Origin of the sequence: Aeromonas sp. S11(2024) (genome assembly GCF_041402345.1) — a bacterium.
GTDB lineage: Bacteria > Pseudomonadota > Gammaproteobacteria > Enterobacterales > Aeromonadaceae > Aeromonas > Aeromonas veronii.
Genome location: NZ_JBGLRC010000032.1, coordinates 18,942 through 43,160 on the forward strand (window position 1 = coordinate 18,942; position 24,219 = coordinate 43,160).

Annotated in this window: 29 protein-coding genes and 5 tRNA genes; 23 read left to right on the forward strand and 11 right to left on the reverse strand. The window is 58.2% G+C overall.

Translation table 11 applies throughout. The features are described from left to right. Positions 1–27 precede the first annotated feature (27 nt). From minC to ACB040_RS18605, 6 genes are all read left to right on the forward strand, one after another. The gene (gene minC, locus ACB040_RS18580) at positions 28–747 is read left to right on the forward strand and encodes a septum site-determining protein MinC (protein WP_013723728.1); all 720 of its coding nucleotides are present in this window, start codon (positions 28–30) and stop codon (positions 745–747) included. An 18-nt stretch (positions 748–765) separates the two neighbouring features. Then, positions 766–1,578 carry a septum site-determining protein MinD gene (gene minD, locus ACB040_RS18585; RefSeq protein ID WP_005336847.1) on the forward strand — a complete coding sequence of 271 codons (813 nt, stop codon included), beginning with the start codon at positions 766–768 and terminating at the stop codon, positions 1,576–1,578. A gap of 2 nt (positions 1,579–1,580) precedes the next feature. After that, on the forward strand, positions 1,581–1,847 hold the full coding sequence (gene minE / locus ACB040_RS18590) for a cell division topological specificity factor MinE (protein ID WP_005336848.1): 267 nt from the start codon (positions 1,581–1,583) through the stop codon (positions 1,845–1,847). 197 nt (positions 1,848–2,044) lie between these two features. After that, complete coding sequence (locus ACB040_RS18595; protein WP_005352317.1) at positions 2,045–2,371, forward strand: HI1450 family dsDNA-mimic protein; 327 nt, start codon at positions 2,045–2,047, stop codon at positions 2,369–2,371. Then, positions 2,356–3,147 carry a monofunctional biosynthetic peptidoglycan transglycosylase gene (mtgA, locus tag ACB040_RS18600; protein ID WP_371155988.1) on the forward strand — a complete coding sequence of 264 codons (792 nt, stop codon included), beginning with the start codon at positions 2,356–2,358 and terminating at the stop codon, positions 3,145–3,147. The genes ACB040_RS18595 and mtgA overlap by 16 nt, the downstream gene beginning before the upstream one ends. Positions 3,148–3,427: 280 nt before the next feature. Then, the gene (locus ACB040_RS18605; RefSeq protein WP_005336851.1) at positions 3,428–3,751 is read left to right on the forward strand and encodes an HI1450 family dsDNA-mimic protein; all 324 of its coding nucleotides are present in this window, start codon (positions 3,428–3,430) and stop codon (positions 3,749–3,751) included. 55 nt (positions 3,752–3,806) lie between these two features. On the opposite strand, the gene ACB040_RS18610 is transcribed toward ACB040_RS18605, so the two are convergent. After that, positions 3,807–4,118 (reverse strand): DUF1289 domain-containing protein, encoded by a 312-nt coding sequence (locus ACB040_RS18610; RefSeq protein ID WP_021229998.1) that lies wholly within the window; start codon positions 4,116–4,118, stop codon positions 3,807–3,809. A 1-nt stretch (position 4,119) separates the two neighbouring features. After that, the gene (locus ACB040_RS18615) at positions 4,120–4,980 is read right to left on the reverse strand and encodes a S1 RNA-binding domain-containing protein (RefSeq protein WP_234898082.1); all 861 of its coding nucleotides are present in this window, start codon (positions 4,978–4,980) and stop codon (positions 4,120–4,122) included. Between the two features lie 231 nt (positions 4,981–5,211). On the opposite strand from ACB040_RS18615, the gene ACB040_RS18620 reads away from it, so the two are divergent. The 4 genes from ACB040_RS18620 (at position 5,212) to ACB040_RS18635 (ending at position 7,595) form a co-directional block, all read left to right on the forward strand. Next, a complete protein-coding gene (locus tag ACB040_RS18620) occupies positions 5,212–6,426 on the forward strand; it encodes a UPF0149 family protein (protein WP_371155991.1) in 1,215 nt (404 codons plus the stop codon). Positions 6,427–6,596: 170 nt separating this feature from the next. Then, the gene (locus ACB040_RS18625; protein ID WP_005336856.1) at positions 6,597–7,061 is read left to right on the forward strand and encodes a MarR family winged helix-turn-helix transcriptional regulator; all 465 of its coding nucleotides are present in this window, start codon (positions 6,597–6,599) and stop codon (positions 7,059–7,061) included. A 2-nt stretch (positions 7,062–7,063) separates the two neighbouring features. Continuing rightward, positions 7,064–7,252: a DUF4250 domain-containing protein gene (locus tag ACB040_RS18630; protein WP_019445848.1), complete on the forward strand. Its 189-nt coding sequence runs from the start codon at positions 7,064–7,066 to the stop codon at positions 7,250–7,252. Between the two features lie 163 nt (positions 7,253–7,415). Beyond that, positions 7,416–7,595 (forward strand): hypothetical protein, encoded by a 180-nt coding sequence (locus ACB040_RS18635; protein ID WP_139741912.1) that lies wholly within the window; start codon positions 7,416–7,418, stop codon positions 7,593–7,595. 183 nt (positions 7,596–7,778) lie between these two features. On the opposite strand, the gene ACB040_RS18640 is transcribed toward ACB040_RS18635, so the two are convergent. Beyond that, positions 7,779–8,366 (reverse strand): FMN-dependent NADH-azoreductase, encoded by a 588-nt coding sequence (locus tag ACB040_RS18640; protein ID WP_005352326.1) that lies wholly within the window; start codon positions 8,364–8,366, stop codon positions 7,779–7,781. Between the two features lie 274 nt (positions 8,367–8,640). Here ACB040_RS18640 and ACB040_RS18645 point away from each other — a divergent pair, with 274 nt between their 5' ends. From ACB040_RS18645 to ACB040_RS18660, 4 genes are all read left to right on the forward strand, one after another. Further along, positions 8,641–9,483 carry a DMT family transporter gene (locus tag ACB040_RS18645; protein WP_371156009.1) on the forward strand — a complete coding sequence of 281 codons (843 nt, stop codon included), beginning with the start codon at positions 8,641–8,643 and terminating at the stop codon, positions 9,481–9,483. A gap of 85 nt (positions 9,484–9,568) precedes the next feature. Further along, positions 9,569–10,747: a formate-dependent phosphoribosylglycinamide formyltransferase gene (gene purT / locus ACB040_RS18650; RefSeq protein WP_371155994.1), complete on the forward strand. Its 1,179-nt coding sequence runs from the start codon at positions 9,569–9,571 to the stop codon at positions 10,745–10,747. Positions 10,748–10,873: 126 nt separating this feature from the next. Then, positions 10,874–11,533, forward strand: a complete 660-nt coding sequence (gene hxpB, locus ACB040_RS18655) for a hexitol phosphatase HxpB (protein ID WP_371155996.1) — start codon at positions 10,874–10,876, stop codon at positions 11,531–11,533. 273 nt (positions 11,534–11,806) lie between these two features. Further along, a complete protein-coding gene (locus ACB040_RS18660) occupies positions 11,807–12,010 on the forward strand; it encodes a CPXCG motif-containing cysteine-rich protein (RefSeq protein WP_005336871.1) in 204 nt (67 codons plus the stop codon). Between the two features lie 174 nt (positions 12,011–12,184). Here the strand turns inward: ACB040_RS18660 and ACB040_RS18665 are convergent, their stop codons facing one another. Next, complete coding sequence (locus ACB040_RS18665) at positions 12,185–12,802, reverse strand: riboflavin synthase subunit alpha (RefSeq protein ID WP_371155998.1); 618 nt, start codon at positions 12,800–12,802, stop codon at positions 12,185–12,187. A 133-nt stretch (positions 12,803–12,935) separates the two neighbouring features. On the opposite strand from ACB040_RS18665, the gene ACB040_RS18670 reads away from it, so the two are divergent. The 7 genes from ACB040_RS18670 to ACB040_RS18700 all read left to right on the forward strand — a co-directional run bounded on the left by ACB040_RS18670 (position 12,936) and on the right by ACB040_RS18700 (position 15,308). After that, complete coding sequence (locus tag ACB040_RS18670) at positions 12,936–13,142, forward strand: YaeP family protein (protein WP_005345813.1); 207 nt, start codon at positions 12,936–12,938, stop codon at positions 13,140–13,142. Positions 13,143–13,290: 148 nt separating this feature from the next. Next, positions 13,291–14,670: an MATE family efflux transporter gene (locus tag ACB040_RS18675; protein WP_040069252.1), complete on the forward strand. Its 1,380-nt coding sequence runs from the start codon at positions 13,291–13,293 to the stop codon at positions 14,668–14,670. A 159-nt stretch (positions 14,671–14,829) separates the two neighbouring features. Continuing rightward, positions 14,830–14,906, forward strand: a tRNA-Val gene (locus tag ACB040_RS18680). Between the two features lie 13 nt (positions 14,907–14,919). Further along, positions 14,920–14,996: transfer RNA gene (locus tag ACB040_RS18685), tRNA-Val, on the forward strand. Positions 14,997–15,014: 18 nt separating this feature from the next. Beyond that, a tRNA-Val gene (locus ACB040_RS18690) sits at positions 15,015–15,091 on the forward strand. Between the two features lie 25 nt (positions 15,092–15,116). Further along, positions 15,117–15,193: transfer RNA gene (locus ACB040_RS18695), tRNA-Val, on the forward strand. Positions 15,194–15,231: 38 nt separating this feature from the next. Beyond that, a tRNA-Val gene (locus ACB040_RS18700) sits at positions 15,232–15,308 on the forward strand. A 169-nt stretch (positions 15,309–15,477) separates the two neighbouring features. On the opposite strand, the gene ACB040_RS18705 is transcribed toward ACB040_RS18700, so the two are convergent. From ACB040_RS18705 to fadR, 7 genes are all read right to left on the reverse strand, one after another. Further along, positions 15,478–17,313, reverse strand: coding sequence for a sigma 54-interacting transcriptional regulator (locus ACB040_RS18705; protein WP_322861948.1), 1,836 nt, complete (start codon positions 17,311–17,313; stop codon positions 15,478–15,480). A 226-nt stretch (positions 17,314–17,539) separates the two neighbouring features. Further along, positions 17,540–17,980: a hypothetical protein gene (locus ACB040_RS18710; RefSeq protein ID WP_371156002.1), complete on the reverse strand. Its 441-nt coding sequence runs from the start codon at positions 17,978–17,980 to the stop codon at positions 17,540–17,542. Positions 17,981–18,239: 259 nt separating this feature from the next. Next, positions 18,240–18,704 (reverse strand): hypothetical protein, encoded by a 465-nt coding sequence (locus tag ACB040_RS18715; protein ID WP_042055892.1) that lies wholly within the window; start codon positions 18,702–18,704, stop codon positions 18,240–18,242. A 173-nt stretch (positions 18,705–18,877) separates the two neighbouring features. Further along, on the reverse strand, positions 18,878–19,762 hold the full coding sequence (locus ACB040_RS18720) for an AEC family transporter (RefSeq protein WP_201946795.1): 885 nt from the start codon (positions 19,760–19,762) through the stop codon (positions 18,878–18,880). Between the two features lie 12 nt (positions 19,763–19,774). Next, the gene (locus tag ACB040_RS18725; protein ID WP_005336887.1) at positions 19,775–20,332 is read right to left on the reverse strand and encodes a YaeQ family protein; all 558 of its coding nucleotides are present in this window, start codon (positions 20,330–20,332) and stop codon (positions 19,775–19,777) included. A gap of 188 nt (positions 20,333–20,520) precedes the next feature. After that, complete coding sequence (locus ACB040_RS18730) at positions 20,521–20,661, reverse strand: TIGR02808 family protein (RefSeq protein ID WP_005345965.1); 141 nt, start codon at positions 20,659–20,661, stop codon at positions 20,521–20,523. 265 nt (positions 20,662–20,926) lie between these two features. Next, complete coding sequence (gene fadR, locus ACB040_RS18735; RefSeq protein WP_026034983.1) at positions 20,927–21,640, reverse strand: fatty acid metabolism transcriptional regulator FadR; 714 nt, start codon at positions 21,638–21,640, stop codon at positions 20,927–20,929. A gap of 333 nt (positions 21,641–21,973) precedes the next feature. Here fadR and nhaB point away from each other — a divergent pair, with 333 nt between their 5' ends. Next, positions 21,974–23,554 (forward strand): Na(+)/H(+) antiporter NhaB, encoded by a 1,581-nt coding sequence (nhaB, locus tag ACB040_RS18740; protein WP_107683068.1) that lies wholly within the window; start codon positions 21,974–21,976, stop codon positions 23,552–23,554. A gap of 98 nt (positions 23,555–23,652) precedes the next feature. After that, positions 23,653–24,174: a disulfide bond formation protein DsbB gene (gene dsbB, locus ACB040_RS18745; RefSeq protein ID WP_005336895.1), complete on the forward strand. Its 522-nt coding sequence runs from the start codon at positions 23,653–23,655 to the stop codon at positions 24,172–24,174. Positions 24,175–24,219: the final 45 nt, after the last annotated feature.

The following is a 24,219-nucleotide window of genomic DNA, read 5'->3' on the forward strand; positions in this document are numbered from 1 at the left end:
TTAGCATCTCTGCCTCGGGGAAGATTCATGGTTGAGCGCGATAACGAATTGAAAGGGACCACCTTCACTATTTCTGTGTTGCATATCAGCGATGGCGAGCCTGAGCGGATCCGTCAGTTGTTGGCCGAAAAAGTGGCCCAGGCACCCTACTTTTTTAATTGTGCGCCGCTGGTGATCAATGTTTCCCGACTGGAACATATTCCCGATTTCGAACAGCTCAAGGAGCTGGTGGAGTCCGAAGAGTTTGTGCTGGTCGGCATCACGGGTGCGCGCAGTGAAGAGATGAAGACGGCCGCCAAGGCGGTGGGACTGGCTGTAATGGCCTCGGGCAAGAGTCGCAAGAGCGAACCGGAACCCGAGCCTGCCCCCGCGCCAGCCGCCCCTGAGGTTGTTCCCGAGCCCGAACCCGCCCCCTTGATCCCGAGCAAGGTTCATGTGGGACCGGTTCGTTCCGGCCAGCAAATTTACGCCGCCGGCACCTCGCTGGTGGTGCTGGGGTCCGTCAGTCCGGGAGCTGAAGTGCTCGCCGACGACAGCATTCATATTTATGGCACCCTGCGTGGCAGAGCCATTGCCGGTGCCCGGGGCAATACCCAGGCCCGGATCTATTGCCAGCAATTACAGGCCGAGCTGCTCTCCATCGCGGGCACATTCCAGCTGAGCGATGCATTGCCGGCAGGCCTGATCCAGCAACCGGTACACGTCCGGCTGGACAACGAACAACTCCGAATAGACCGTATCAAATAGAGTTACAAGGAAGCGAGAATGGCGCGAATCATAGTCGTTACATCGGGTAAAGGTGGCGTTGGCAAGACCACAACCAGTGCGGCCCTGAGCACCGGCTTAGCCCAGCGTGGTCACAAGACAGTGGTCATTGACTTTGACATCGGTCTGAGAAACCTGGATCTCATCATGGGCTGCGAGCGGCGCGTGGTGTATGACTTCGTCAACGTCATCAATGGGGAAGCAAACCTCAATCAGGCGCTGATCAAGGACAAACGCTCGGAAAATCTGTTTATCCTGCCAGCCTCCCAGACCCGGGACAAAGATGCCCTCACCCGTGAGGGGGTCGAGAAGATCCTGGATCAACTGGCGGAGATGAAATTCGATTACATCGTCTGCGACTCCCCGGCAGGGATCGAGGCGGGCGCGCTGATGGCGCTCTATTTTGCCGATGAAGCGATCGTCACCACCAACCCGGAAGTCTCTTCCGTGCGTGACTCCGACCGCATCCTTGGTATCCTGGCCTCCAAGTCCCGCCGCGCCGAGCGTGGCGAAGACCCCATCAAGGAGCACCTGCTGCTGACCCGCTACTGCCCGACCCGCGTCAACCGCGGCGACATGCTGAGCGTGCAGGATGTACAGGAGATCCTGGCCATCCCGCTGCTCGGGGTGATCCCGGAGTCCCAGGCGGTGCTGCGCGCCTCCAACTCCGGCGAACCGGTTATTCTGGACAAGGAGTCCGATGCCGGTCAGGCCTACGAAGATGCTGTGTCCCGCCTGCTGGGTGATGCCAAGGAATTTCGTTTTCTGGAAGAAGAGAAGAAGGGCTTCTTTAGCCGACTGTTCGGGAGTTAAACATGTCATTATTGGATTATTTTCGTTCCAACAAGAAACAGAACACCGCACAACTGGCCAAAGAGCGGTTGCAGATCATTGTTGCTCACGAGCGTTCATCCAGAGGGGGGCCGGATTACCTGCCCCAGCTCAAGCAGGACATCCTCGATGTGATCCGCAAATACGTCAACATTGATCCGGAGAAGATAACCGTCCAACTGGATCAGAAGAGTGATGAGCTGTCGGTACTGGAGCTCAACATCACCTTCGCCGATGACAAGAAGGGATGAGCTGACGCCCTATGCGTGACCCCTTCCCCCAATAAAAAACCGGATCCTGTCACTGGATCCGGTTTTTTATTGGCACAAAACAGGCCACAGCGGCTCGCCTCATCTCGCCAAGGGGTCTGCCGACCGCTAGAATAGCGCCGCCCCGCAGGCTGTGATCTGCGATGGCACCTTTTTCTCTTTTCTGGAACAGACCGCTTATGTCTATGAATGACGAAATGCACAGCGTCGAGGAACTGCTCGATACCGCCCTCGAACTCTTTATGGAGCTGGCCTCTGACAACCTGCCGGAGCAGGAGATCGCCCGCTTCAATCAGGAGTTCAACGACCGCGGCCTGCTGGCCGAAACCGACCCGGCCGATGACTGGGAAGCGGACGTGGGATTTGCGGTGAGCGACACCGACTATGCCGAGATCTGGGTTGGCCTTGGCAATGAAGAACAAGAGTATGAGCACTTGTTTGCCCGCATGCTGCTCTCCCGCCGTGTTGACGAGAAGTTCTGCCACATCGAATGGCTGCCCCAATAATTCCGGATCCCGATGATCCCAGCCACTATCAGTGGGAGTCTGGCCCTGACGCCGTGGCCCCCGTACGCCCATCTGCATCGTTTGGGCGCCGGGTGTTGAGGTGGGCAGGCAAGATCGCGCTGGCCGGGCTGCTCTGCTCGGTCGGCTCGGTCGCCTTGCTGCGTTTTATCGATCCGCCGATGTGGAGCTGGCGTATCGAGCGGGCCCTGTTTCCGCCCGCCAAGATCACCCAGGTGCGCCATCAATGGGTAGGTCTGGAGTCTATCTCCAAGGAGCTGCAGCTGGCGGTGATCGCCGCCGAGGATCAGCGCTTTGCCGATCACAACGGCTTTGACATGGATGCCATCAACGCCGCACTCAAGCACAACCAGCACAGCGAACGGGTGCGCGGCGCCAGCACCCTCAGCCAGCAGACCGCCAAAAACCTCTTTATGTGGAGTGATCGCAGCTTCCTGCGCAAGGGGCTGGAGGCCTGGTTTACCCTGCTGATGGAGCTGGGTTGGGACAAGGCCCGCATTCTCGAGGTCTATCTCAATATCGTGGAGTTCGGCCCCGGCATCTATGGCGCCGAAGCCGCCGCCCGCACCTACTTTGGCAAACCGGCCAGCCGCTTGACCCGCTACGAGTCATCCCTGCTGGCCGCCGCCCTGCCCAATCCGTGGCGTTATCGGGTCAAGCCCCCTTCACCCTATGTGCAGAAGCGCTCGGTCTGGATCCGCCGCCAGATGGGGCAACTGGGTCAGATCACCCTCAATCGGGTGCATCAGGCCGACTGATCCTCAGGGCTCCATCGGGTTTCTCCGGTGGGCCCAGATGACCGCCCACCGTCTCGCGGTGAAGCGGCAGATAGTGCCACCACCAGGCCTCGCGCCGTCGCTTGATCTGTTGCCGCCGTCCCCGCTGCTTCATCCCCTTACTCCCTGCCAGATGATCCGCGCCTTAACCATACTCCCCCAACGGCAACTTGGACAGGTCAGGCACGCCCGGCGCACTGGTCTGGCCGCCACAGCCAATAATTGTTACAGTAGCGAACCTCGATGTATCTGGAGTGATTTCATGGAACAGCGTACCCCGGATCAGCTGGTCGAATGGGCCTATGATCAGTTTCTTGAGCAGGCCGCCGATATGCTGGCCCCCGAACAAATAGTCGACATCACCCTGGAGTTTGAGCAGCGTGGCGCCGTGGAGGCGACTCTGCCCAATGCCGACTGGTCGACCGAGCTGGGTGAGCCGGTCGATATGGAGCGCTGGGTCGAAGTGTGGGTCGGTTTGCTGGATCATCAGGATGAGTTTGAAGTGATCTTCGCCACCTTCCTGCTGCCCCGTTTACTGACCGAAGATCAAGTGCATGTGCGCTGGCATCGCCAGCAGCAGGCATAAAAAAGGCGCCATCGGCGCCTTTCTTGTTTCTGTGCACTCTTATTGCTGTTCTCTGCTAATCCTGCGCCGCGATGGCCTTGGCCAGACAGCGGCGGCACCAGCAAGCGCTGGCCTCCTGCATCGGCAATACCGGCAACTGGCTGCACCAGCACTGGGCGATGGTCTGACCGGCAGAGACGGCGCAATAGGCCGGTTCGCCACAACCCGGGCAGCGGTGGGTGCTTTTCGAGCCATTCAGCTCGGCCATCACCGCCAGTTGGGCCTTGCTATCCATCGCCGACCAGTGGCCGATCTCGCTCAGGGTGCGGCCACAACCAAGGCAAAGCCCATCTTTCGCCTTGCAGAGGCCAACACAGGGGCTCGGCATCTTATTCGCTATCCACTGCCGAGTCGGTCTCTGTGGCCACCAGAGTGATGGCGTTATCTTCGATGACAATCTTGCCCTGCTTGTAGAGGCCGCCGATCGCCTTCTTGAAGGTGCCCTTGCTCATGCTGAACAGCTTGTAGATGAGCTCGGGTTCGCTCTTGTCACCCACCGCCAGACTGCCGCCCTGCTTTTTCATCCGGCTCAGAATGCGTTCACCGGCATCATCAACCCGCGCCAGACCCGGCTTTTGCAGGGTCAGATCGAGCTTGCCATCTTCGCGCACCTGCTTGACCCAGGCGGTTTGCGGCCGACCGGTCATCACCCGGCCAAACACTTCGTTCTTGAACAGCATGCCGGGATACTGACCGTTGACGATCACCTTGATGCCAAGGGGCGAGTGCTCCCCCGGCAGCGCGGTCACTTCGTCACCAACCTTGAAATTGCTGCCGGCCGGGGTCAGGAAGCTCTCGATGCGGCTGGTGCCTACCATGCGCCCTTCGTTATCCAGTTGCAGGCGCACCAGATAAACGTGGCCCACCTGCATCGGCTTGTTCTGCTCGCGGCTGGGCACAAACAGATCCTTTTTCATGCCCCAGTCGAGGAAGGCACCAATCTTGTTGGCATTGACCACTTTCAGACCGGCAAATTCGTCCACCATGGCAAATGGCTTGTCGGTGGTGATCACCGGCTCGCAATCGGCATCCAGATAGAGGAAGACCTGCACGCTATCCCCCTCTTTCACCCCTTCCGGCAGTTGACGCTTGGGCAGCAGCAGTTCACCGTACTCATCGGCCGCAAGCCAGGCGCCGCGATCTTCGAGTTCAACAACGGTGAGGGTGTTCATCTTGCCAATCTGTATCATGGTGCTCTCTTTTTTCATTACCCGGATGGGCCAACTGAACATGGCCCCTATGGGCGCGCATGTTACCTCAAGAGCGGTGATCCGGCCTAGTCCCCAAGCCACCACGAGCCGCCCTTTCGCCCTTATCTTATCCGCCAATGGTGATTAAATCGCCAAACAGGCGGCCATTTGCTGCAAATAACCCCACTTTTAGGTAGACTTCGCGGCTGTTCAAATCCAGAGGAACTGTCGATGAACCCATCCACTCGTACCCGCCATCTTAATCAATGGATCCAGAGCCACAGCGATCAGGATATGACCTACCCGGCCCTGCACGGTTTTCTCTGTGCCCGTCTGGTGGGGCCAGAGACCCCTGACTGGCAACGCCCGCTGGCTGGTCTGCTGGAACAGGATGCTGAGTTGGATGAAAAATGCGCAGAAGCCCTCAACCACCTGATCGCCGAGCTTGAATCCCAAGCCGACGACGCCCAGCTGTCCCTGCCGAGTCAATGCCGCCTGCCCAGCGATAGCCCCGAGCAGGTGTTCGAACAGAGCCACCCCCTCGGTCAATGGTGTTATGGCTTCAGCATGGGTTTTGCCACCTGGCCCAAGCCCAAGGATTTGAACGACCCGACCACCCAGTACCGCTTCAGTCTGGCCGCCGAGCTGAGCCTGTTTCGCGACAAGCAGATGGCCCAGATGCTCTATAGCGCCGCCGCCAGTGAACTCCCCTTTGTCGAGTTCTGCAAACGCCAGCGCCAGAACATGAAAACCGCCCTCAACCAGTTGCTCAACCTCGACCAGTATCAGGCCGCCCCCAGCGCTGATGTGGCCCTCAATGGCGAGCAGGCCCAACAGTGGCAGACCTGGTTCGAACTGGCCGACAGCTGCCGCGATCATCAGGCCCGCCTCGGCTGGTTCGAGAAGATCATCGCCGATGCCACTCCGCTCTTTGACGACGCCTTCTGGCAGCAAATCGCCGGCCACGGCTGGAGTGCCCCCGAGCTGCGTCCTCTGCTGGCCGCCAGAGCCGGCCGCGCCGACTGCCTGCTGCGCCTTGGCAAGCTGGGCGAGGCCAAAGCGGAGTATCTGGCGCTGCTGACAATCTGCATGGCCGATGAGCTGGGTTGCCGCTACAACCTCTCCACCCTCTATGCACTGCAAGGGGATTGGCAGGCGTTGGCCGCCCTGCTGGTGCGCTTCGATGAAGCCTCCAGCTGGTTGCTCTATAACAAGGCTCTGATGGTCTTTGCCACCGAGGGTACCGAGGCAGCCAAGCCTCATCTGCTGGTCGCCATCGAGGCCAACCCGCACATTCCGGCCTGCCTGCTGGGTCAGCGCAAGCTGCCCAAACAGGAGCCACAAAGCTGGCAAGCGGGCAGCCGCGACGAGGCCGCGCTCTACGCCATCCACACTCGCGAGGCCTGGCTCAAGCAGAACGCCCTCATCTGGTTGCGTAAAGGCTGAACAGCGTTGGCTTAAAATCCCGTCGGTCAGACCCGGTTTTTACTTGAGGGCGTGCGCCACCGCACATTTCATCGCAACCGGGTCAGACAAATCAGCTTGAGTTTCGTATCATCAATGTCAAAGTATCAAAAGAAACTGCATCTGATGCAGCCGTCACAGCAGGGTGTAATATGTCAAAAATCATAGCGTTACTCGCTCACTACCCGCCCTATCAGTTGGTACATGCCGCCGAGATGCTACGGGATACCTTCGAACAGTTTTATGAGCAGCGTTACCAGCTGACCGTGCCGCAGTGGCGCCTGATGATGGTGCTCGGCCCCAACTACCCCATCAGTCAGAAAGAGCTGGTCGAGGCGAGCGGCATGGACAAGGTGCGCATCTCCCGTGAGATCCGCCGTCTGGTCGAAAAAGGGATCATCTTTACCGAGAGCAGCGAGCAGGATAAACGCATCAGCCTGGTCTCCCTCACCAATGCCGGGCTCGCCCTCTTCCTGCAACTCAAGAGCGAAGCGGGCAGCTGGCAACACACCCTGACCGACTATCTGCCGAGCGAATCCCGCGAGGCGATCCGCCAGCATCTGCACAGCGTCAGCGCCGCCATTGAGCAGCTGCAATCACTGGATCGGGAGAAATAATCATGGATTTGAAAAAGTTCGCCACCATGGATATCAACATGCTGCTGAGCGTCGTCAATATGCAGCTGCGTGATCGCTATGACGATCTGGATGATCTCTGCAAGGCTCAGGAGATCGATCAGGCTGCACTGGAAGCGCGGCTCGCCAGCGGCGATTTTCACTACCAGCCAGCGCAGAAACAGTTCAGATAAAGAGAGCTAGCGGGATCGGGATCACAGCGCCAGTGATGGCGCTGGCTCTGCGGTAAAAACCTGATATGGTCTGAAGAGCCCCAACAGGGTGATGCACGGATACATCACCCTGTCACAAGAGGGCATTAAAATCGTTTCAGGTGAGCAAACCAAGGATGACCCCATGATATTGATGACCCGACAGAGCCTGTTGATCACGCTCTGTACCCTGTTGATGATCAGCCTCTTCACACCCCACTTACCGCAAAGTACCGAACAGTGGCTAACCACCCTCTTGCTTGGCCTGCTGGTCATGGTGGCATTGCTGCTGGTACGTGGTTGTCGCCGCTTTATGATGGAGTAGTGACTCCGCCAGAGCGTCTATACCGACCGCTTGCCACGATACTCTCTGTAGCAGCAACGTCTGTCGCAATCATATCTAACCAAAAAACAAACGCAGCCTGATGGCTGCGTTGTGGTATCTGGCGGGCAACCCCTTGAAGAGATAACCCCTGACTGGATAGAGAGCCCTTATAGAAGAGAGCCCTTAGATAGCCAGAGCCTCAAGCTGCGCTTTGGCCGCTTCCATCCCCTTGCTCTGGGCATCCGGGCCCATACCCATCCCCTCGGCGTAGATGAAATCCACCTCTTTGATACCGATGAAACCGAGCACGGTACGCATGTAGGGAGTGACCAGATCGGTGGCGCTGCCGACGTGCATGCCGCCACGGGGGCTGATCACCAGCGCACGGGTATTTTCAACCATACCGACCGGACCGGTCTCGGTATAGCGGAAGGTGACGCCAGCGCGAGCCACCAGATCGATCCAGTTTTTCAGCTGGGTCGGGATGTTGAAGTTATACATGGGGGCCGCAATCACCACCAGATCGCTCGCTTTGAGTTCGGCGATCAGCTCGTCGGACTGGGCGATCACCGCCAGTTGACGTTCATTGAGGTTGTCACCACCGCGCAGGCCGGAGGCCAACTCGCCATCCAGCACCGGCAGGTTGAGGGCAGCCAGATCACGCACGGTGACGGCATCATCCTGATGATCAGCCAGGAAGCCGTCGATCAGGGCGTTGGATTGGGAATATTGACCCAGGATGCTGGATTTGAGTACGAGGATATTGGCCATGGTGAAACTCCATTTGGTTGTCGGTTGAACAGCGTTGCTGTCGATGGAGGTCACTCTAAACATTGTGCTTATTTGCTGATAGCGAAAATAGATGCTCAACTTGTTCAAAATTTTTGATACAAGGCCACTTCCTCGCCAGCCAGCCCCGCGACCGCGCTTCAACCCTTGGCAGAACAAACGATTGCCGTTATGATCCGCCGCACTTTTTTCCAGCGACCCGGATCCCATGATACCCTCGCGCAGGCACTCTCCTTTGGCCGGTGCAGTCTGGATGATGGTGGCAGGACTCTGCTTCGCCGCCGTCAACAGCCTGAGCCAGTATGTCAGCTTCAAACTCGGCCTTGCCTCTACCCAGGTCGCCTTCCATCAATACCTGATCGCCCTGATCTGCCTGTTGCCCTGGCTGGTTCGTCATGGCTTGCGCCAATCCCTGATGACCAATCAGTTCCGGCTGCACCTGTTGCGGGTATTGCTGGCGGTGATCGGCATCCAGCTCTGGCTCTGGGCGCTGGCGTACCCCGTCCCCATCTGGCAGGGGATCGCCCTGCTGATGACCTCGCCGCTGTTTGCCACCCTGGGTTCCGCACTGCTGCTCAAGGAGCAGGTGAGCCGCGCCCGCATTCTGGCCACCCTGGCGGGCTTTGCCGGCGCCATGCTGATCCTCGCCCCCTGGACTGACGAATTCAACTGGGCCTCCCTGCTGCCGGTGGCAGCGGCGCTGTTCTGGGCCGGCTACTCCCTGATGGTGCGCTATCAGGCAGCCAACGAATCATCCCACACCATAGTGGTGTATCTGCTTATCTTCAGTACCCCGTTCAACGTCATGCTGGCCCTGCCGGAGTGGCAGTGGCCAAATGAGAACCAGTGGCTGCTGGTAGCCGCTTCCGGCGTGCTGACGGCACTGGCCCAGATGTCCATTGCTCGCGCTTACAGCGTGGCGGAGGCCTCCTTCGTACAACCTTTCGATTTTGCCAAGCTGCCGATGAACGTGCTGGCGGGCTGGCTGGTATTTGGCTGGGCGCCCCCCGGCCGTCTGTGGCTTGGCGCCGCCATCATCATTGGCGCCATTACCTTGCTGACCCATCTGGAGCAGCGCGCTCACAAACCCGTTTCCTGAGGTACGCCATGCGTGCCTCTTTTTTTGTCCGCTATTTGTGTAATAGCGATCATCAACAATGACCATCGACATCAGGAGAGATCGTATGTTTGGAACCGCAACCCGCCCCGGCGCCACCCGTGCCCTGCTGCTGGGCTCCGGCGAACTTGGCAAGGAGGTCGCCATCGAGTTGCAACGGTTCGGGATCGAAGTGATCGCCGCCGACCGCTACCCCAATGCCCCCGCCATGCAGGTGGCCCACGCAGCCCACGTGCTGGACATGCTCGATGGCAACGCCCTGCGTGCCCTGGTCGCCGAGGTTAAACCCGACCTCATCATCCCCGAGATTGAAGCGATTGCCACCGATACCCTTGCTGCCCTTGAGCAAGAAGGGGTCAAGGTAGTGCCCAACGCCCGCGCTACCCAGCTCACCATGAACCGGGAAGGGATCCGCCGCCTCGCCGCCGAGACCCTGGGTCTGCCCACCTCACCCTACCGCTTTGCCCAGAGCAAGGAGGAGTTTGTCGCCGCAGTTGAAGCCATCGGCCTGCCCTGCGTGGTGAAACCTGTGATGAGTTCGTCCGGCAAGGGGCAGAGCGTACTGCGCGATCTCGCCAAGCTAGATGAGAGCTGGACCTACGCCCAGGAGGGTGGCCGCGCCGGTCGTGGCAAGGTGATCGTCGAGGGCTTCGTTCCCTTTGAGTACGAGATCACCCTGCTCACGGTATGCGCCGTCGATGGCATTCACTTCTGCGAGCCGATCGGCCACCGTCAGGAAGATGGCGACTACCGCGAATCCTGGCAGCCGCAGGTGATGAGCGAGCTGGCGCTGGCCCGCTCCAAAGAGGTAGCGGCCAAGGTAGTCGAGGCCCTCGGTGGTTACGGCCTGTTCGGAGTCGAGCTCTTTATAAAAGGCGATGAAGTGTGGTTCAGCGAAGTCTCACCGCGTCCCCACGATACCGGCATGGTGACCCTGATCTCGCAGGATCTCTCCGAGTTCGCCCTGCATGTGCGCGCCATTCTGGGGCTGCCGGTCGGCACCATCACCCAGTACGGGCCGAGTGCCTCTGCCGTGGTACTGCGCGAAGGGCACAGCCAGGATATTCGCTATCAGGGAATTGGTGAGGCATTGGCTCTGGTGCCGGGCGCCCAGCTGCGGCTGTTTGGCAAGCCGGAGATCGCCGGTCGCCGCCGTCTTGGCGTGGCGCTGGCCCGCGCAGCGGATTGCCAGGATGCGGTGGAAAAAGCCAAAGCCGTGGCCGCCAAGGTCGAGGTGCTGTTCTAAGGGCTTTTTTGCCACAGCAAAACAAACGTTTGCCGATGTGATCGGGCGCAAGGGGCATAGCAATGCCCCTTTTGCATTTCCCCGTCAGGCTTATAATCCCCTCTTCAAATTTGTCAGGAGTACAAGATGTTAGCTGCCGTGATCTTCGATATGGATGGTGTTCTGATCGACTCGGAACCCTTTTGGCAACGGGCCCAAATCGCCGTTTTCTCCGAACTGGGTCACCCCCACACCGTCGAGGATTGTGAGTCGACCATCGGCGTGCGCATCGATCAGCTGGTTGCCCACTGGTATCGCCTGCGCCCGTGGAGCGGCCCAACTCAGGAAGAGGTGGTACAGCGCATTCTGGATCGGGTCAACGCACTGATCCTCTCCGAAGGTCAAGCCAAAGCCGGTGTGCTGGAGGCGCTCGACCTTATCGAAGCCCGCGGCCTGAAAGTGGGTCTGGCCACCTCCTCCCCCTTTGCGATGGTAGAAGCGGTGCTCGGCAAACTCGGCATTCGCGACCGCTTTATGGCGGTGCACTCCGCAGAGGTGGAGCGTTTCGGCAAACCGCACCCGGATGTCTATATCCACGCCGCCGAGAAACTGGGGGTAGAGCCGGTTCATTGTCTGGCCATCGAAGACAGCTTTACCGGCCTGCTGGCGGCCAAGGCGGCCTCCATGACCGCGCTGATCGTGCCGGATCCCGCTTTAGTGGGTGACACACGCCTTGCCATCGCCAACTACCAGCTCGGCTCGCTGGCCGAGCTGAATGCCGACATGTTGGCCAGCTGGGTCAAGTAGCGCCTATCGGTGCCTTGTTGCGCTCGCATTCTCATACTCGCGGGGGGCTCCAGCCCCCTGTTATTACCAGACAAAACCGGTGGCAATCCCCCTCTTTTCACTCGTCATTCACAACCAGATTGTTCTTCTCGCACACGACCACTCCAGCCGATTGCACCTTGCCATCGCTCTAACTTGACCTCTGTCATAAACGTGCGTTTGCTCGCGGTTAACCCCCTGCAGCCCGACTAGAATCAGGGTAGATAGGCGGCCTCATGGCCCGAGGAGGTTATCATGATCGAGTACACCAGCAAGCGCATCGTCTGCCCTCACTGTGGCCACCATACCCGGGTCGAGCTGGATGCCAGCCAGGGTGATCAGGAGTTTTACGAAGATTGCATGGCCTGTTGCAATCCGATCCACCTGCGGCTTCACCGCGACGAAGCCCGCGACTGTTTGCAGTTGTTTGTGGATGCAGACGACGAGCAACTGTTTTGATTGCGAGTCACAAAAGGCCGAGCATCTGTTTTGCCTGCAAGTCGCAAAGAGCTGAGCAGATGTTGTGACTGCGAGTCATAGAAGGTTGAGTGGATATTTTCACCATGTAAAAAACAAGGGCCTGCACACTGCAGGCCCTTGCTTATGAGGCGATTGAAACCGAGCCGTTTCCTTTCAGTGACCCGCGCGCGCCGCCAGTACCCGCTCCACCGTATCGACGATGGCCTGGGTCTGAGGATCGATCTCGATATTGGTCTGCCAACCAGCCTTGACCCAACCCAGATTGGTGCGGGCCAGGGTCTCGGGGATCAGGTGAACGCAGAACTCCCGCTCGCGCACCTCACCTATGGTCAGACTAATGCCGTCGATGCCGATGTACCCCTTGGTCAGCACATATTTCATCAGCTCGGGGGCGAGGCGATACCACACCTGACGGTTGTTGGGGGTGTCGATCACCGAGGTTACTTCCGCCATCCCGATAATGTGGCCAGACATGGCATGACCGCCGATCTCGTCGCCAAAGCGGGCAGCCCGCTCCACATTGACCTTGTCCCCCACCTGCAGCTTGCCGAGGTTGGTCAGGCGCAGGGTCTCCTGCATCAGATCGAAGCTGACCAGCTCACCCTCTACCCGGGTAACGGTCAAGCAGCAGCCGTTGTGGGCGACCGAAGCGCCGAGGGCCAGCCCTTCCCCGCACTCCCGGCTGGGCATGCGGATCACATGGGTACGGAAGTTGGGTTGCTCCTCGATGGCCACCAGTTCGGCGGTCCCCTGTACTATGCCAGTGAACATCTCTCGTCTCCTGCTACGGCAAAAAGGGCAGGTTAACCTCGGGCAGAGGGTGAGACAAGGGTACAGGCTGACAAGCTTGCGCCCGATCGCTATAGTGACGCCGTTCACATCCGGGTAAACAAGGAAAAAAGAAATGCAGGTATATCAATGTTGTGAAGCGATCCGTATCGCCTATAACCAGATTGGCTCCGGCGAACAGGGCTATGTGCCAAACGCCATTGCCGCCACTATTCGCGCCCTCAACGCGGTCGCCGCCGATGAGCGGGTACCCGCCGAGCTGCGTGAACAGGCTGCCTATGCTGCCGCCAACCTGCTGATCAGCGATCACGAAGACGCCTGATCCTGCCCCTCGGGGTGGCAACTATTTCGTCCTGGCTGAATTTCAGGCTAGAATGCCTCCCCCACCCTTTGCACTTTCGTCCGAAAGTGCAAAGGCTCTTCCTGATTTCCGCTCTTTCTCTATCTATCTGATCCACTCGGAGGTGTCAGTGCAACGTTATTGGTCCGAGGCGAAGCAGCTCGTCCGTCTAGCCAGCCCCATTCTGGTCGCCCAGGTGGCCCAGGTCGCCATGAACTTCGTCGATACCGTGATGGCGGGACAGGTGAGTGCGGTCGATCTGGCTGCCGTGTCGGTGGCCTCCAGCTTCTGGCTACCGGTGATCCTGCTGGTGCAGGGGATCATCATGGCGCTCACCCCCATCGTCTCCCAGCTCAATGGTGCCCGTAAACGCGAAGCCATTCGCCCGGCCGTTCATCAGGGTTTCTGGCTGGCACTGATCGTCACCCCGCTGGCGATGATCGCGCTTTATTACAGCCCGCTGGCGTTGCAGTTCATGGATGTGGAGCCTGTGATGGCGGCCAAGACCACTGGTTATCTGCACGCCATCCTGTGGGGCCTGCCCGCCTTCGTGATGTTCCAGGTGCTGCGCAACTTCAGTGAGGGGCTCTCCCACACCATGCCCACCATGGTGATCGGTTTTGTCGGGCTGGCGGTCAATATTCCCGCCAACTACATCTTCATTCACGGCCACTTCGGCATGCCGAAACTGGGCGGGGTGGGTTGTGGCGTGGCCACGGCCATCGTGCTGTGGGCCATGCTGCTGGCGATGATCCTCTATGTGAAGCTCTCCCGTCACTTCACCGAGATCCGGCTCTTCTCCCAGCTGGCTCGCCCCAACGGCAGCCGGATCTGGCGCTTGTTCCGCTTGGGCTTCCCCATCGCCATGGCGATCTTCTGCGAGGTGACCCTGTTTACCGTAGTGGCCCTGATGCTGGCCCCCTTCGGCGCCGAAACGGTGGCGAGCCACCAGATTGCGCTGAACTTCTCCAGCCTGGTCTTTATGCTGCCCCTCTCCATCGGGGTGGGTGTCACCATCCGGGTCGGTCACAGCATCGGCGAAGGGCAACCCCATCACGCCCGAGTGGCGGCTCGCACCGGCTTGATGCTGGGGATGGCCATCGCTGCTGCCACTGCCGCCATGACGGTACTGCTGCGCGAGCAGATCGCCTCCATCTATACCGATGATCAGCAGGTGATCGTCCTGGCGGCCATTTTGCTATTCTTCGCCGCCATCTATCAAATCTCCGACTCGGTGCAGGTGGTCGCGGCCGCCGCGCTGCGCGGTTACAAGGATACCCAGGCGATCTTCTACGTCACCATCGTCGCCTACTGGGGACTGGGGCTGCCCACCGGCATGATCCTGGGTCTGACCGACTGGCTGGTGCCGCGGATGGGGCCGCAGGGCTTCTGGATCGGCTTTATCGTCGGCCTCACCAGTGCGGCCCTGATGCTGGGGGCGAGATTGCGCTACATCTATGGCCGTTTTGCCACTCCGGAGGCCTGCACCACCCTGTCGCGATCTCAGTAACAGGGCTTGGCAAGCGACAACTCGCCTGCAAAATCAACAGGCTGCGCAAGAACTGGGCAAACAGTCTCCTTTGTGCATATGGCCTGTTGACAGCCTTGGGGGGCATGGGTAGTATGCCGACCACGTCAGCAGCGCTGGCGTAGTGAAGTAAGAGAAAGTGGGTTTATAGCTCAGTTGGTTAGAGCACTACCTTGACATGGTAGGGGTCGTTGGTTCGAATCCAATTAAACCCACCACTTTTTCTGTGATGCGTCCTTAGCTCAGCTGGTTAGAGCACCACCTTGACATGGTGGGGGTCGGTGGTTCGAATCCACTAGGACGCACCATCACAAAACACTGATTATGCGTCCTTAGCTCAGCTGGTTAGAGCATCACCTTGACATGGTGGGGGTCGGTGGTTCGAATCCACTAGGACGCACCATTCAGTTTGAAAGAAATGCAGATGTGGGTTTATAGCTCAGTTGGTTAGAGCACTACCTTGACATGGTAGGGGTCGTTGGTTCGAATCCAATTAAACCCACCACTTCTGCATAAAGAAATAAAAGTCGCATTGCGCACCCTGCGTCCTTAGCTCAGCTGGTTAGAGCATCACCTTGACATGGTGGGGGTCGGTGGTTCGAATCCACTAGGACGCACCAGATTAAAAAAGCCCGCTCATAGAGCGGGCTTTTTGCATTCTGCCATGCAGCCACTCCCCTGCCCCGCCAATCCGTTCAGCACAATTCGGCAATGGCGCAGAGCCTTGTTCCCATAAAAAGCCCGTCTCATCCGATAAACGACACGGGCCAGATCTATGCCGCCAGCGCCTCAGCTCTGCACGGCAATCTCGTACTTCTTTATCTTGCGATAGAGGGTGGCAATCCCAATCCCCAGCGCCTGTGCGGCCAGTTTTTTGTTGCCAAGCCGCTGCAGGGTCTCTTCTATCATCTGTTTCTCCATGCTCTCAAGGCCGCTCTCACCCGGAACGGGCTCAGGCAGTTTCTCCGGCGTGGCGGCGAGTGGAGCTGTGGCAGGCACATTGAACGCCGCATCCAGATTGGTCACCGGGATCGACTGGGCCGCCACGCGATGGGGCTCCTGATTGCGGATGATGTTGGGGGGCAGCAGGCTGGCATCGATCACCTCGCCCGCCTGGCTGACGTTGACCAGATATTCGATGAGGTTGCTGAGCTCGCGCACGTTTCCAGGCCAGCGATACCCCTTGAGCAGCGCCATCACCTCGGGCGCCAGACCGGGATAGACAATGCCAATGCGGCTGGTGTGGAGGTTGAGGAAGTAGTGGGTCAGCAGCTCCACGTCCCCTTCCCGCTCCCGCAGTGGCGGTAGGTTGAGGGGGATGACGTTGATGCGGTAGTAGAGATCCTCGCGAAACTTCCCCTCGGCTATGTATTGATCGAGATGCTGGTGGGTGGCGGCGATGATGCGAATATCCACCGGCACCGGTCGGCTGGCCCCGATGGGGGTCACCTCCCGCAGCTCCAGCACCCGCAGCAGCTTGGCCTGCATGGTGAGCGGCATGTCGCCAATCTCGTCAAGGAACAGGGTGCCCTGATGGGCCGCCTGGATCAGGCCCTGCTTGCCACCGCTGGAGGCACCGGTAAAGGAGCCCTTCACATAGCCAAACAGCTCGCTCTCCAGCAGTTGTTCGGGAATGGCGGCACAGTTGATGGCAATAAAAGGCTTGTCCTGCCGCGGACTCAGGCGATGGACAGCGCGGGCCACCACCTCTTTACCGGTGCCGCTCTCGCCACAAATCAGCACGCTGGAAGGACTCTGGGCGATGCGGTGCAGCAGTCGTTTGAGGGTGCGCATCGGCTTGCTCTCGCCGATCAGCTGATCGACCCGCACATCCGGATCCGGCTCCTGAACCTGACCGGAGTGGGACTGGTGAAAGGCCATCAAAAAGAGCTGCTGGCCCTGCACATGATGTAGCTGGCCGATGATCAGCTCCTGACGACCTTCAAAGGTGATGATGTGCTGAAGATGACCACTGAGCCCCTGTTGGGAGAAGGTGAGCGGTCGGATCCCCACTTCACGCCCCTGCAGCTGTTCCTGCTGGCAACCCAGATGATGGAGTGCCACCTCGTTGGCGTAGAGCAGTTGACTCTTGTCATCGAGCAGCAGGCAACCCTGATCCATGTTGGTCATCAGATTGAGGAACACCTTGTTGACCCCGTCCGACAGCCCGCGTGAATCGAGCAACTTGGCCACAAAGATGGTGGAGATGTGGCGCACATAGTCACACACATCCTGCAGATTGTTGTTGAGGCGCGCCTGTTGCTCGTCGCTGAAGGCCACCAGACTGATCACGCCGATGCAGCGCTCGTCCACCATGATGGGCACCCCGAGGAAGGCGCGCTCACGGCAGCTCTCCTTGCAGGTACAACCGTCACACACGGGATCATCGCTGGTGTGGGTAACGATCTTCTCCCGCTGGTTATCAATCACATAGCGCAGCAGGCGGGAGTCGCCCTCCAGCTGACGTCCGAAGAACTTGCCATAGGGCCCGGTGCCAGCCACCCGAACCATATCGGCATCCACAATCTCGACCTCAAGCTGCAGCACACTGGCCAGCATCTTGGCAAAGCGCAAGATGGTCGGCTGGATCTGCATCAACAGACACTGGTTGCTCACGGATCTCATCCATCATTCCTTTTTGTTCTTGTTATCCTCCCCCTAAAGGGAGTCATGCTGGCCAGATACTAAGGGATATCAGGGGGAACTACTTCGGGGGGGATCACGAAAAGGGAAATGGCGTGTCGCTACAGCTCGCACTATGTGCAGGCTGGTCTGGGGAAAGAGAATGGGGTGTTATAAACGGCAAAAGGCTGCCTGGCATTCGGCAACCTGTTGCCGCCAATAGCAATTTTTAACTGGGTGAGCCTGAGTCTGGATTGGATTGGCGCTCTTCGTCTCCACGTGCCTGACGCCGCTCGATTGCTTCCTTGATGAGCTCCTCCTTCTGCTTGTCGAGATCCGCCAATAACTGCTGCTTCTTTTCATCTGACAGCTCGCTGTTATGCTCAACCTCTTTTTTCTGCTGCTCCAGCTCATCAAGCTTTTCCCGGCTCAGCCCGATACGCTGCGCCACCAAATTATCCCAAGCAATCTGGGTCAGGCTTCGCTCCTGCTCCTTGCGAGCCAACACAGGACGTTCATAGGTCGCATTAAATGCATCCCGACTTGCATTCAAGGTCACCTTGTCGTCAGCAAGCTGGATACTTTTCTGCTGCGTTTCGGCATATTCACTCGTCCGGGTCGTCCCCAGCGCTGGCTGCACTAATTGATATCGGGCTGTACCAATGATCATTATTCGCTCTCCACTCTCGTCTAAGCGGCGAACAAAGCAATATTTGCGCCATGAATAAATTTACGAAAGAGCATAAAAACGGAAAATCACTCGCATCCACTGCGACTTCCGAGGCACAGATAAAATTCAATAAAAACATAAAGATGAAAACACATGCGGTGGAATAAGCCACTCGGGCCAACCAAGCCTGCTGATCTGCGGACTCCATCGACAGATCATGCTGAATGTGGGGAAAACAACCTCTGATATGACATTTGGTTCACGCGCCGCGTACCTGTTTCAAGACTTGGCACTCATGGTCGAAATCCGCTTTATCTTGCGGCTGAATGTAACTTTGCCAGCGGGCAAACAGCTCGGCCGTCGGATATCGATGCAGACGAATACCGGTGCGATAGAGTTTGGGAAAAAGTGGGTCTGGCTGGGATCTCACGACCAGACCGCGCAGCTTCTCGCCAGAGGGAATGGCAATCACCAACTCATCCCCCTCTTTCAACCGTATGGCCCCCAGAATACCGATGCCGCCGATGGCTATGTCGCGCACTACTACATAGGGCACCGGGTTGAGCAACTCCAGAAACCAGTTGCGACGGCGACATTCTGCCTTGTAACCACCGCCACTGAGGATAAAACGGCGGTGTCTGCGCCAGTCATAACCGGTAGGCAATGCCGGGTCATAGCGCGATTTTGCCTGCCCCACAGGATCAGATTGCTCACTTGTGCCCATCCGGTTTCCCTCACTGGCATTGGTTAAACAGTGTCAGTCAGCTCTTTTTCAACTATAGCTGTCGCCGTTAGGCCCGGGGCTCAGGGTTGGATAGGGGGACGACAGATGTATCACGAGGCAATGATGTGGTACGAACCGTTTCCACGAGAAGAGCCGCAGCGATGCAATCTGACTTAGCCGGGCAGATGAAGTGCCAACCAGACCGCCAGCGGGATCACCAGCACAGAGAGGGCATTGCCGCCGAGCACGATACTGGCCACCTTGTCCGGCTGACAGTGATACTGCTCGCAGAGCATGTAATTCAAGACCGCAGGGGGCAAGGAAACCGACAACATCAACAGCGGGATCCACTCCGTCTTGAGGGGCAACAGCCAGATCGCCAGCAGCAGCGACAATCCTCCCGCCAGCAGATAGAGCAGGTTGCACTTGAGCGCGAGGCCAAGGTGATCGAGCTCTCCCTCCATCAGGCGAATACCCAGCGCAAAGAGCATCAGGGGCACCGAGATCTGGCCGAGCAGCGAGGCCGTGGTCACCACATATTCCGGCAACGTGATATGCAGGTTGGCCACCAGCAAACCTGCCAGCGCGGCCCACAACACAGGGCTGCGCAGCCACAGCCAGCGGGAGGTATTGGCCGAGAGGATAAACATGCCGACCGAAAAGTGCAGCAGATTGGAGAGCACAAAGAGGATCACGATGGCCCCCAGTTGCTGCTCGCCAAATGCCAGCACCATCAAGGGGATACCAAGATTGCCGGTATTTCGGAACATGGCGGGCAAGATCAGCGCTGCCCGCTCAATTCCTTTGAGTTTGAGCAGCGCGAGCAGCAGACCGGGTAACAGAATAACCAGCGCCCCCGCAGCAATCAGCGGCAGATGCTCCGCCAGCACCAGCGGATACTTGACCAGCGCGGAGAAGACCAGCGCCGGGGTAAACAGCTCGATATTGGCCCGATTGACGTAACCGAGCGCGGCCCCCGGTCGCAATCGCCCGTAGAGGGCGCCGAGCCCGACCACACCGAACACCGGAATGACGATATTGAGCAAGGCGCTGAACATGGGCGGCGTCCGTTACAGTTCGCGGGCCGGTTTGCCCATCAGCACCACCGGATCCAGCGTCACTTCCAGTGCGCCATTGCTTACCCAGAGCTGACCATCGGAGATAGTGCAGGTGAGCTGCATGGTGCGCTCGACCATGGCGGTGAGCGGCAGAGTCTGGCTGTCGGAGAGTTCGATGATGCTGAGGTTGTCATGCTGGCTCAGCTTGCCCTGGTTCTGCTTCCACCAGACGCTGGTGCCACGACCGCCGTAGAGGTAGAGCACCACCTGACGGGCGCGGTTGCAGGCTTTTTTGAGCCGTTTTTCATCGGGTTGGCCCAGCTCGATCCAGAGCTCTATTTCGTCCGAGTAGTTCTTGCACCAGAGCTCGGGTTCATCATCGGCGCTCAATCCCTTGGTGAATTCCAGTCGCTCGGCAGCGTGCCAGGCAAAGGCCGCCAGCCGGATCATCATCCGCTCATCGGTTTCGGAGGGGTGGCGCGCCAGCGTGAGGGAGAAGTCCTGATACAGATTGCGATCCATATCAGACAAACTGATCTGGGCCTTGAATACGGTTGCCTTGAGAGCCATAGAAAACCTTGAACACCTGATAAGAGAAGGGTGAGTGGGAAATACGGGCGCCAGTGTAATCAAAATCGGCGGCAGGTTCGACCATCCTGACCAAAGATTTCCCCTTCCCTGCCGGGATAAGTGCTTTAAAAGACACAAAAAACAAATGCCAGTCCGAAGACTGGCATTTGGCGGCATGGAGAAGCGACTCACTTCTCGGCGGACTGTACCCCGAACGCGTTCAGCAGCATGCAACAGGTCACTGCCACCGCCACGAATCCGCTCAGAAAGATAAAGGGCATGGCCCCGTATCCCAGTACTGTCCAGATGGTGTGTTCAAGAAGACTCATTGTTGTGTCCTTCATCCGGTGAAAGGTGTGTTCCTTCTGGCGGATATTGGCTCCGCTCTTGATGCCTCCATTTGACCTCAATCAGCGGTTGGGTCCTATGCCACCAAAGTGATAAATGCAGGGTTCATTTGCGCTGGATCAAGCTTTTTGGCCAAATATCCATGCAGTTCAAGCAATTACCACCGCCAATCAAGGATAGACACAAACACGGCAGAATAAAAAAACGCGCCGAATGGCGCGTTTCTTGGACAGCACAGGCAAGGGATCAGTTGTCGCACAGATCGCTTGGCATGTCCTGACGCAGACGGGTCCACAGCTTGCCGGACTCGATACCGTACTGACGCACCGTCATGAACACGGCTTCGTGGTTCTTGGTCTCCGCCAGATTGAGCAGGGTCTTGTAGTAGGCATCTGCGGTCTCGCGGGCCTGCTTGTCGGAGAAGTAGTAGCTGCCGACCCGGCTGTACAACCCTTTGAAACCGTTCAGGATCAGGGCGTAGATCGGATTGCCGGAAGCAAATGCCAGCTGGTGGTGCAGGCGATAATCGAACTCGGCATAAGCCTGGGCGTTGTTCTCGACCCCATCGGCACCACGCAGGATCTCGGCGGCCTGTTCCGGATTGTGACGGATCGCCCCGCGGATAAAGATGGTGCAGATGTGGGTACGGGCGGAAAGCAGCTGAGCTATCAGATCAGGTACCTTGTCCTGATCCAGACGAGCCAACGTCTCCAGAATATTGAGGCCGGAGGTTTCCCAGAAATTATTCACCTTGGTCGGCTTACCATGCTGTATGGTCAACCAGCCATCACGGGCCAGTCGCTGCAGCACTTCGCGCAAGGTGGTCCGCGTCACCCCGATCAACTCGGATAATTCACGCTCGGCGGGCAGAATAGATCCGGGAGGAAAGCGATTGTTCCAGATGGACTCGATGATGTATTCCTCGGCAAACCCAGCTGGGCTCTGCGCTTTTATAACCATGAATTGACTCTGTTGTAATGCGTAAAAAGGCTGACGAATGATATCAAAGCGATGATGGCTGGCAAGCATAAGGTCAGTCCTCTGCTCACATATGGCAAATATAGTGTTGGGAATATGTATCTAATCGCCGCAGGGGAGCCAGCCAACCCCGACAAGGTGGTTATAAAACAGACACATGGGCAGAGATCCATCGGCTATCATTTATAATCGTCACGCTTTTTGATTAAAATCACGAGGAATCAGACAGATAAAGGCCAACATCCGGAGGCACAGGTCGAATCATCCTTGACTGCATAGAAGCAGATCCTAACAACAAAGTTGAGACCCATTATCATGCCAATAAGCCTAGGGCAGGCATTTGCCAAGAACTTCTTGGGCAATGCACCACAGTGGTATAAAAGCGCCATCTTGCTATTTCTGGTGATCAATCCGATTGCCTTCCACCTTGATCCTTTCATTGCGGGCTGGTTACTGGTCGTTGAGTTTATCTTCACCCTGGCCATGGCCCTCAAGTGCTACCCCCTGCAACCGGGTGGTCTGCTCGCGATCGAAGCCGTGTTGATCGGCATGACCTCCGCCGATCAGGTCAAACACGAGCTGGTCGCCAATATCGAAGTGCTGCTGTTGCTGGTGTTCATGGTGGCAGGCATCTATTTCATGAAGCAGCTGTTGCTCTATGTCTTCACCAAGCTGCTAATCGGTGTACGCTCCAAGATCCTGCTCTCCCTCTCCTTCTGTCTGGTCTCAGCCTTCCTGTCAGCCTTTCTCGATGCCCTGACCGTGATTGCCGTGGTGATCAGCGTCGCCACCGGCTTTTACGCCATTTATCACAAGGTCTCGTCCGGCAAGGAGTTTGGTCACAGCCATGACCATACCGATGATAAGGAAGTCGCCGAGCTCAATCGCCAGGATCTCGACGATTTTCGCGCCTTCCTGCGCAGCCTGATGATGCATGCCGCCATCGGTACGGCGCTGGGTGGTGTCTGCACCCTGGTGGGTGAGCCGCAAAACCTCATCATCGGCGAGCAAGCCAGCTGGAACTTCGCCGAATTTGCCATTCGTATGTCCCCTGTGACCGTCCCCGTCTTTATCTGCGGTCTGCTGACCTGCGTGCTGGTAGAGCAGTTCCGCTGGTTTGGCTATGGTGCACGCCTGCCGGACACGGTGCGTGCCATCATGGAGGAGTACAACCGCTACGAAGAGGCAAAACGCAGCCCGCAAGACAAGGCCAAGCTGATCGTTCAGGCATTGATTGCGGTCTGGCTGATCGTCGGTCTGGCCATGCACCTGGCAGCCGTTGGCCTGATTGGCCTCTCGGTCATCGTGCTGGCCACCTCCCTGACCGGGATCACCGAGGAGCACTCGCTGGGTAAAGCCTTCCAGGAGGCACTCCCCTTCACCGCCCTGCTGGCGGTCTTCTTCAGCGTGGTCGCCGTCATCATCGATCAGCAGCTGTTCAAGCCGGTGATCCAGCTGGTACTGGCAGCCAAACCGGAGAACCAGCTGGCCCTCTTCTATCTGGCCAACGGGGTGCTCTCCATGGTCAGTGACAACGTCTTTGTCGGCACCGTCTACATCAATGAGGTGAAGACGGCCATGCTCAATGGTGCCATCGACCGCGCCCAGTTCGATCTGCTGGCGGTAGCCATCAACACAGGTACCAACCTGCCGTCGGTCGCCACCCCCAATGGTCAGGCCGCCTTCCTGTTTATGCTCACCTCGGCATTGGCGCCGCTGCTGCGTCTCTCCTATGGCCGCATGGTCTGGATGGCGCTGCCCTACACATTGGTGCTGGGGCTGATCGGCTTTTTCTCTGTCGAATTGCTGCTTGGTCCTGCCACCGAGTGGTTCTATCAGCATGGATGGCTGATGATGGAGAGTGCGCTGCCAGCGGTACAGCCGGCGCTGCATTAATCCGCTGCAACGGAACCCGAGGGCCCTTTCAGGGCCCTTTTCTTTTCTGCCCCGCTCTGCTCTAATTCAGCCACTGTTTTTTCTGAGAGATCAATGAGATGATCGAGTTTCTCCGCCGTATCGCCGCCCATCGGCTGGCCTGGGGTCTGTTGGCAGCATCAGCCCTGTTCCTCGAGTTGTGCGCCCTCTTCTTCCAGCATGTGCTGGGCCTCTCCCCGTGCGTGATGTGCGTTTACGAACGGTTGGCGACCCTGGGTGTGCTGGCCGCCGGTCTGCTCGGCATGGTGGCGCCGGATAAGTGGTATGTTCGCTGGAGTGCCATGTTGCTATGGGGCTACAGTGCCTTCCGCGGCTTCCAGCTGGCCCTCAAGCATGTGGACTATCAGGTCAACCCCTCCCCGTTCAACGTCTGCAGCCCGTTTGCCGACTTCCCGAGCTGGGCTCCGCTCGATCAGTGGCTCCCCTGGCTTTTTATGCCGGAAGGGGATTGTGCCCAGATCACCTGGCAGTTCTTCGGTTACTCCATGCCCCAGTGGCTGGTCGTCATCTTCGCCGCTTACCTGTTGGTCTTCACCGTAGTGGCCATCGGCAATCTGGTGAAAGGGCGCTGCTGCAACTGATCATCATGGCCGTGTGGAGATAAAAAGGGGGAGCCATCATGGCTC

Bases quoted from the DNA above. Each gene is read 5' to 3' on its own strand.
- fadR (WP_026034983.1), bottom strand. From the start codon at position 21,640: ATGGTTATAAAAGCGCAGAGCCCAGCTGGGTTTGCCGAGGAATACATC.
- ACB040_RS18610 (WP_021229998.1), bottom strand. From the start codon at position 4,118: ATGCCGAGCCCCTGTGTTGGCCTCTGCAAGGCGAAAGATGGGCTTTGC.
- ACB040_RS18620 (WP_371155991.1), top strand. From the start codon at position 5,212: ATGAACCCATCCACTCGTACCCGCCATCTTAATCAATGGATCCAGAGC.
- minE (WP_005336848.1), top strand. From the start codon at position 1,581: ATGTCATTATTGGATTATTTTCGTTCCAACAAGAAACAGAACACCGCA.
- nhaB (WP_107683068.1), top strand. From the start codon at position 21,974: ATGCCAATAAGCCTAGGGCAGGCATTTGCCAAGAACTTCTTGGGCAAT.
- minD (WP_005336847.1), top strand. From the start codon at position 766: ATGGCGCGAATCATAGTCGTTACATCGGGTAAAGGTGGCGTTGGCAAG.
- ACB040_RS18730 (WP_005345965.1), bottom strand. From the start codon at position 20,661: ATGAGTCTTCTTGAACACACCATCTGGACAGTACTGGGATACGGGGCC.
- ACB040_RS18670 (WP_005345813.1), top strand. From the start codon at position 12,936: ATGCAGGTATATCAATGTTGTGAAGCGATCCGTATCGCCTATAACCAG.
- ACB040_RS18635 (WP_139741912.1), top strand. From the start codon at position 7,416: ATGATATTGATGACCCGACAGAGCCTGTTGATCACGCTCTGTACCCTG.
- minC (WP_013723728.1), top strand. From the start codon at position 28: ATGGTTGAGCGCGATAACGAATTGAAAGGGACCACCTTCACTATTTCT.
- ACB040_RS18665 (WP_371155998.1), bottom strand. From the start codon at position 12,802: ATGTTCACTGGCATAGTACAGGGGACCGCCGAACTGGTGGCCATCGAG.
- purT (WP_371155994.1), top strand. From the start codon at position 9,569: ATGTTTGGAACCGCAACCCGCCCCGGCGCCACCCGTGCCCTGCTGCTG.
- ACB040_RS18645 (WP_371156009.1), top strand. From the start codon at position 8,641: ATGGTGGCAGGACTCTGCTTCGCCGCCGTCAACAGCCTGAGCCAGTAT.
- ACB040_RS18640 (WP_005352326.1), bottom strand. From the start codon at position 8,366: ATGGCCAATATCCTCGTACTCAAATCCAGCATCCTGGGTCAATATTCC.
- ACB040_RS18630 (WP_019445848.1), top strand. From the start codon at position 7,064: ATGGATTTGAAAAAGTTCGCCACCATGGATATCAACATGCTGCTGAGC.
- ACB040_RS18595 (WP_005352317.1), top strand. From the start codon at position 2,045: ATGTCTATGAATGACGAAATGCACAGCGTCGAGGAACTGCTCGATACC.
- ACB040_RS18605 (WP_005336851.1), top strand. From the start codon at position 3,428: ATGGAACAGCGTACCCCGGATCAGCTGGTCGAATGGGCCTATGATCAG.
- ACB040_RS18720 (WP_201946795.1), bottom strand. From the start codon at position 19,762: ATGTTCAGCGCCTTGCTCAATATCGTCATTCCGGTGTTCGGTGTGGTC.
- ACB040_RS18625 (WP_005336856.1), top strand. From the start codon at position 6,597: ATGTCAAAAATCATAGCGTTACTCGCTCACTACCCGCCCTATCAGTTG.
- ACB040_RS18725 (WP_005336887.1), bottom strand. From the start codon at position 20,332: ATGGCTCTCAAGGCAACCGTATTCAAGGCCCAGATCAGTTTGTCTGAT.
- ACB040_RS18705 (WP_322861948.1), bottom strand. From the start codon at position 17,313: ATGAGATCCGTGAGCAACCAGTGTCTGTTGATGCAGATCCAGCCGACC.
- hxpB (WP_371155996.1), top strand. From the start codon at position 10,874: ATGTTAGCTGCCGTGATCTTCGATATGGATGGTGTTCTGATCGACTCG.
- ACB040_RS18715 (WP_042055892.1), bottom strand. From the start codon at position 18,704: ATGGGCACAAGTGAGCAATCTGATCCTGTGGGGCAGGCAAAATCGCGC.
- dsbB (WP_005336895.1), top strand. From the start codon at position 23,653: ATGATCGAGTTTCTCCGCCGTATCGCCGCCCATCGGCTGGCCTGGGGT.
- ACB040_RS18710 (WP_371156002.1), bottom strand. From the start codon at position 17,980: ATGATCATTGGTACAGCCCGATATCAATTAGTGCAGCCAGCGCTGGGG.
- ACB040_RS18615 (WP_234898082.1), bottom strand. From the start codon at position 4,980: ATGATACAGATTGGCAAGATGAACACCCTCACCGTTGTTGAACTCGAA.
- ACB040_RS18660 (WP_005336871.1), top strand. From the start codon at position 11,807: ATGATCGAGTACACCAGCAAGCGCATCGTCTGCCCTCACTGTGGCCAC.
- mtgA (WP_371155988.1), top strand. From the start codon at position 2,356: ATGGCTGCCCCAATAATTCCGGATCCCGATGATCCCAGCCACTATCAG.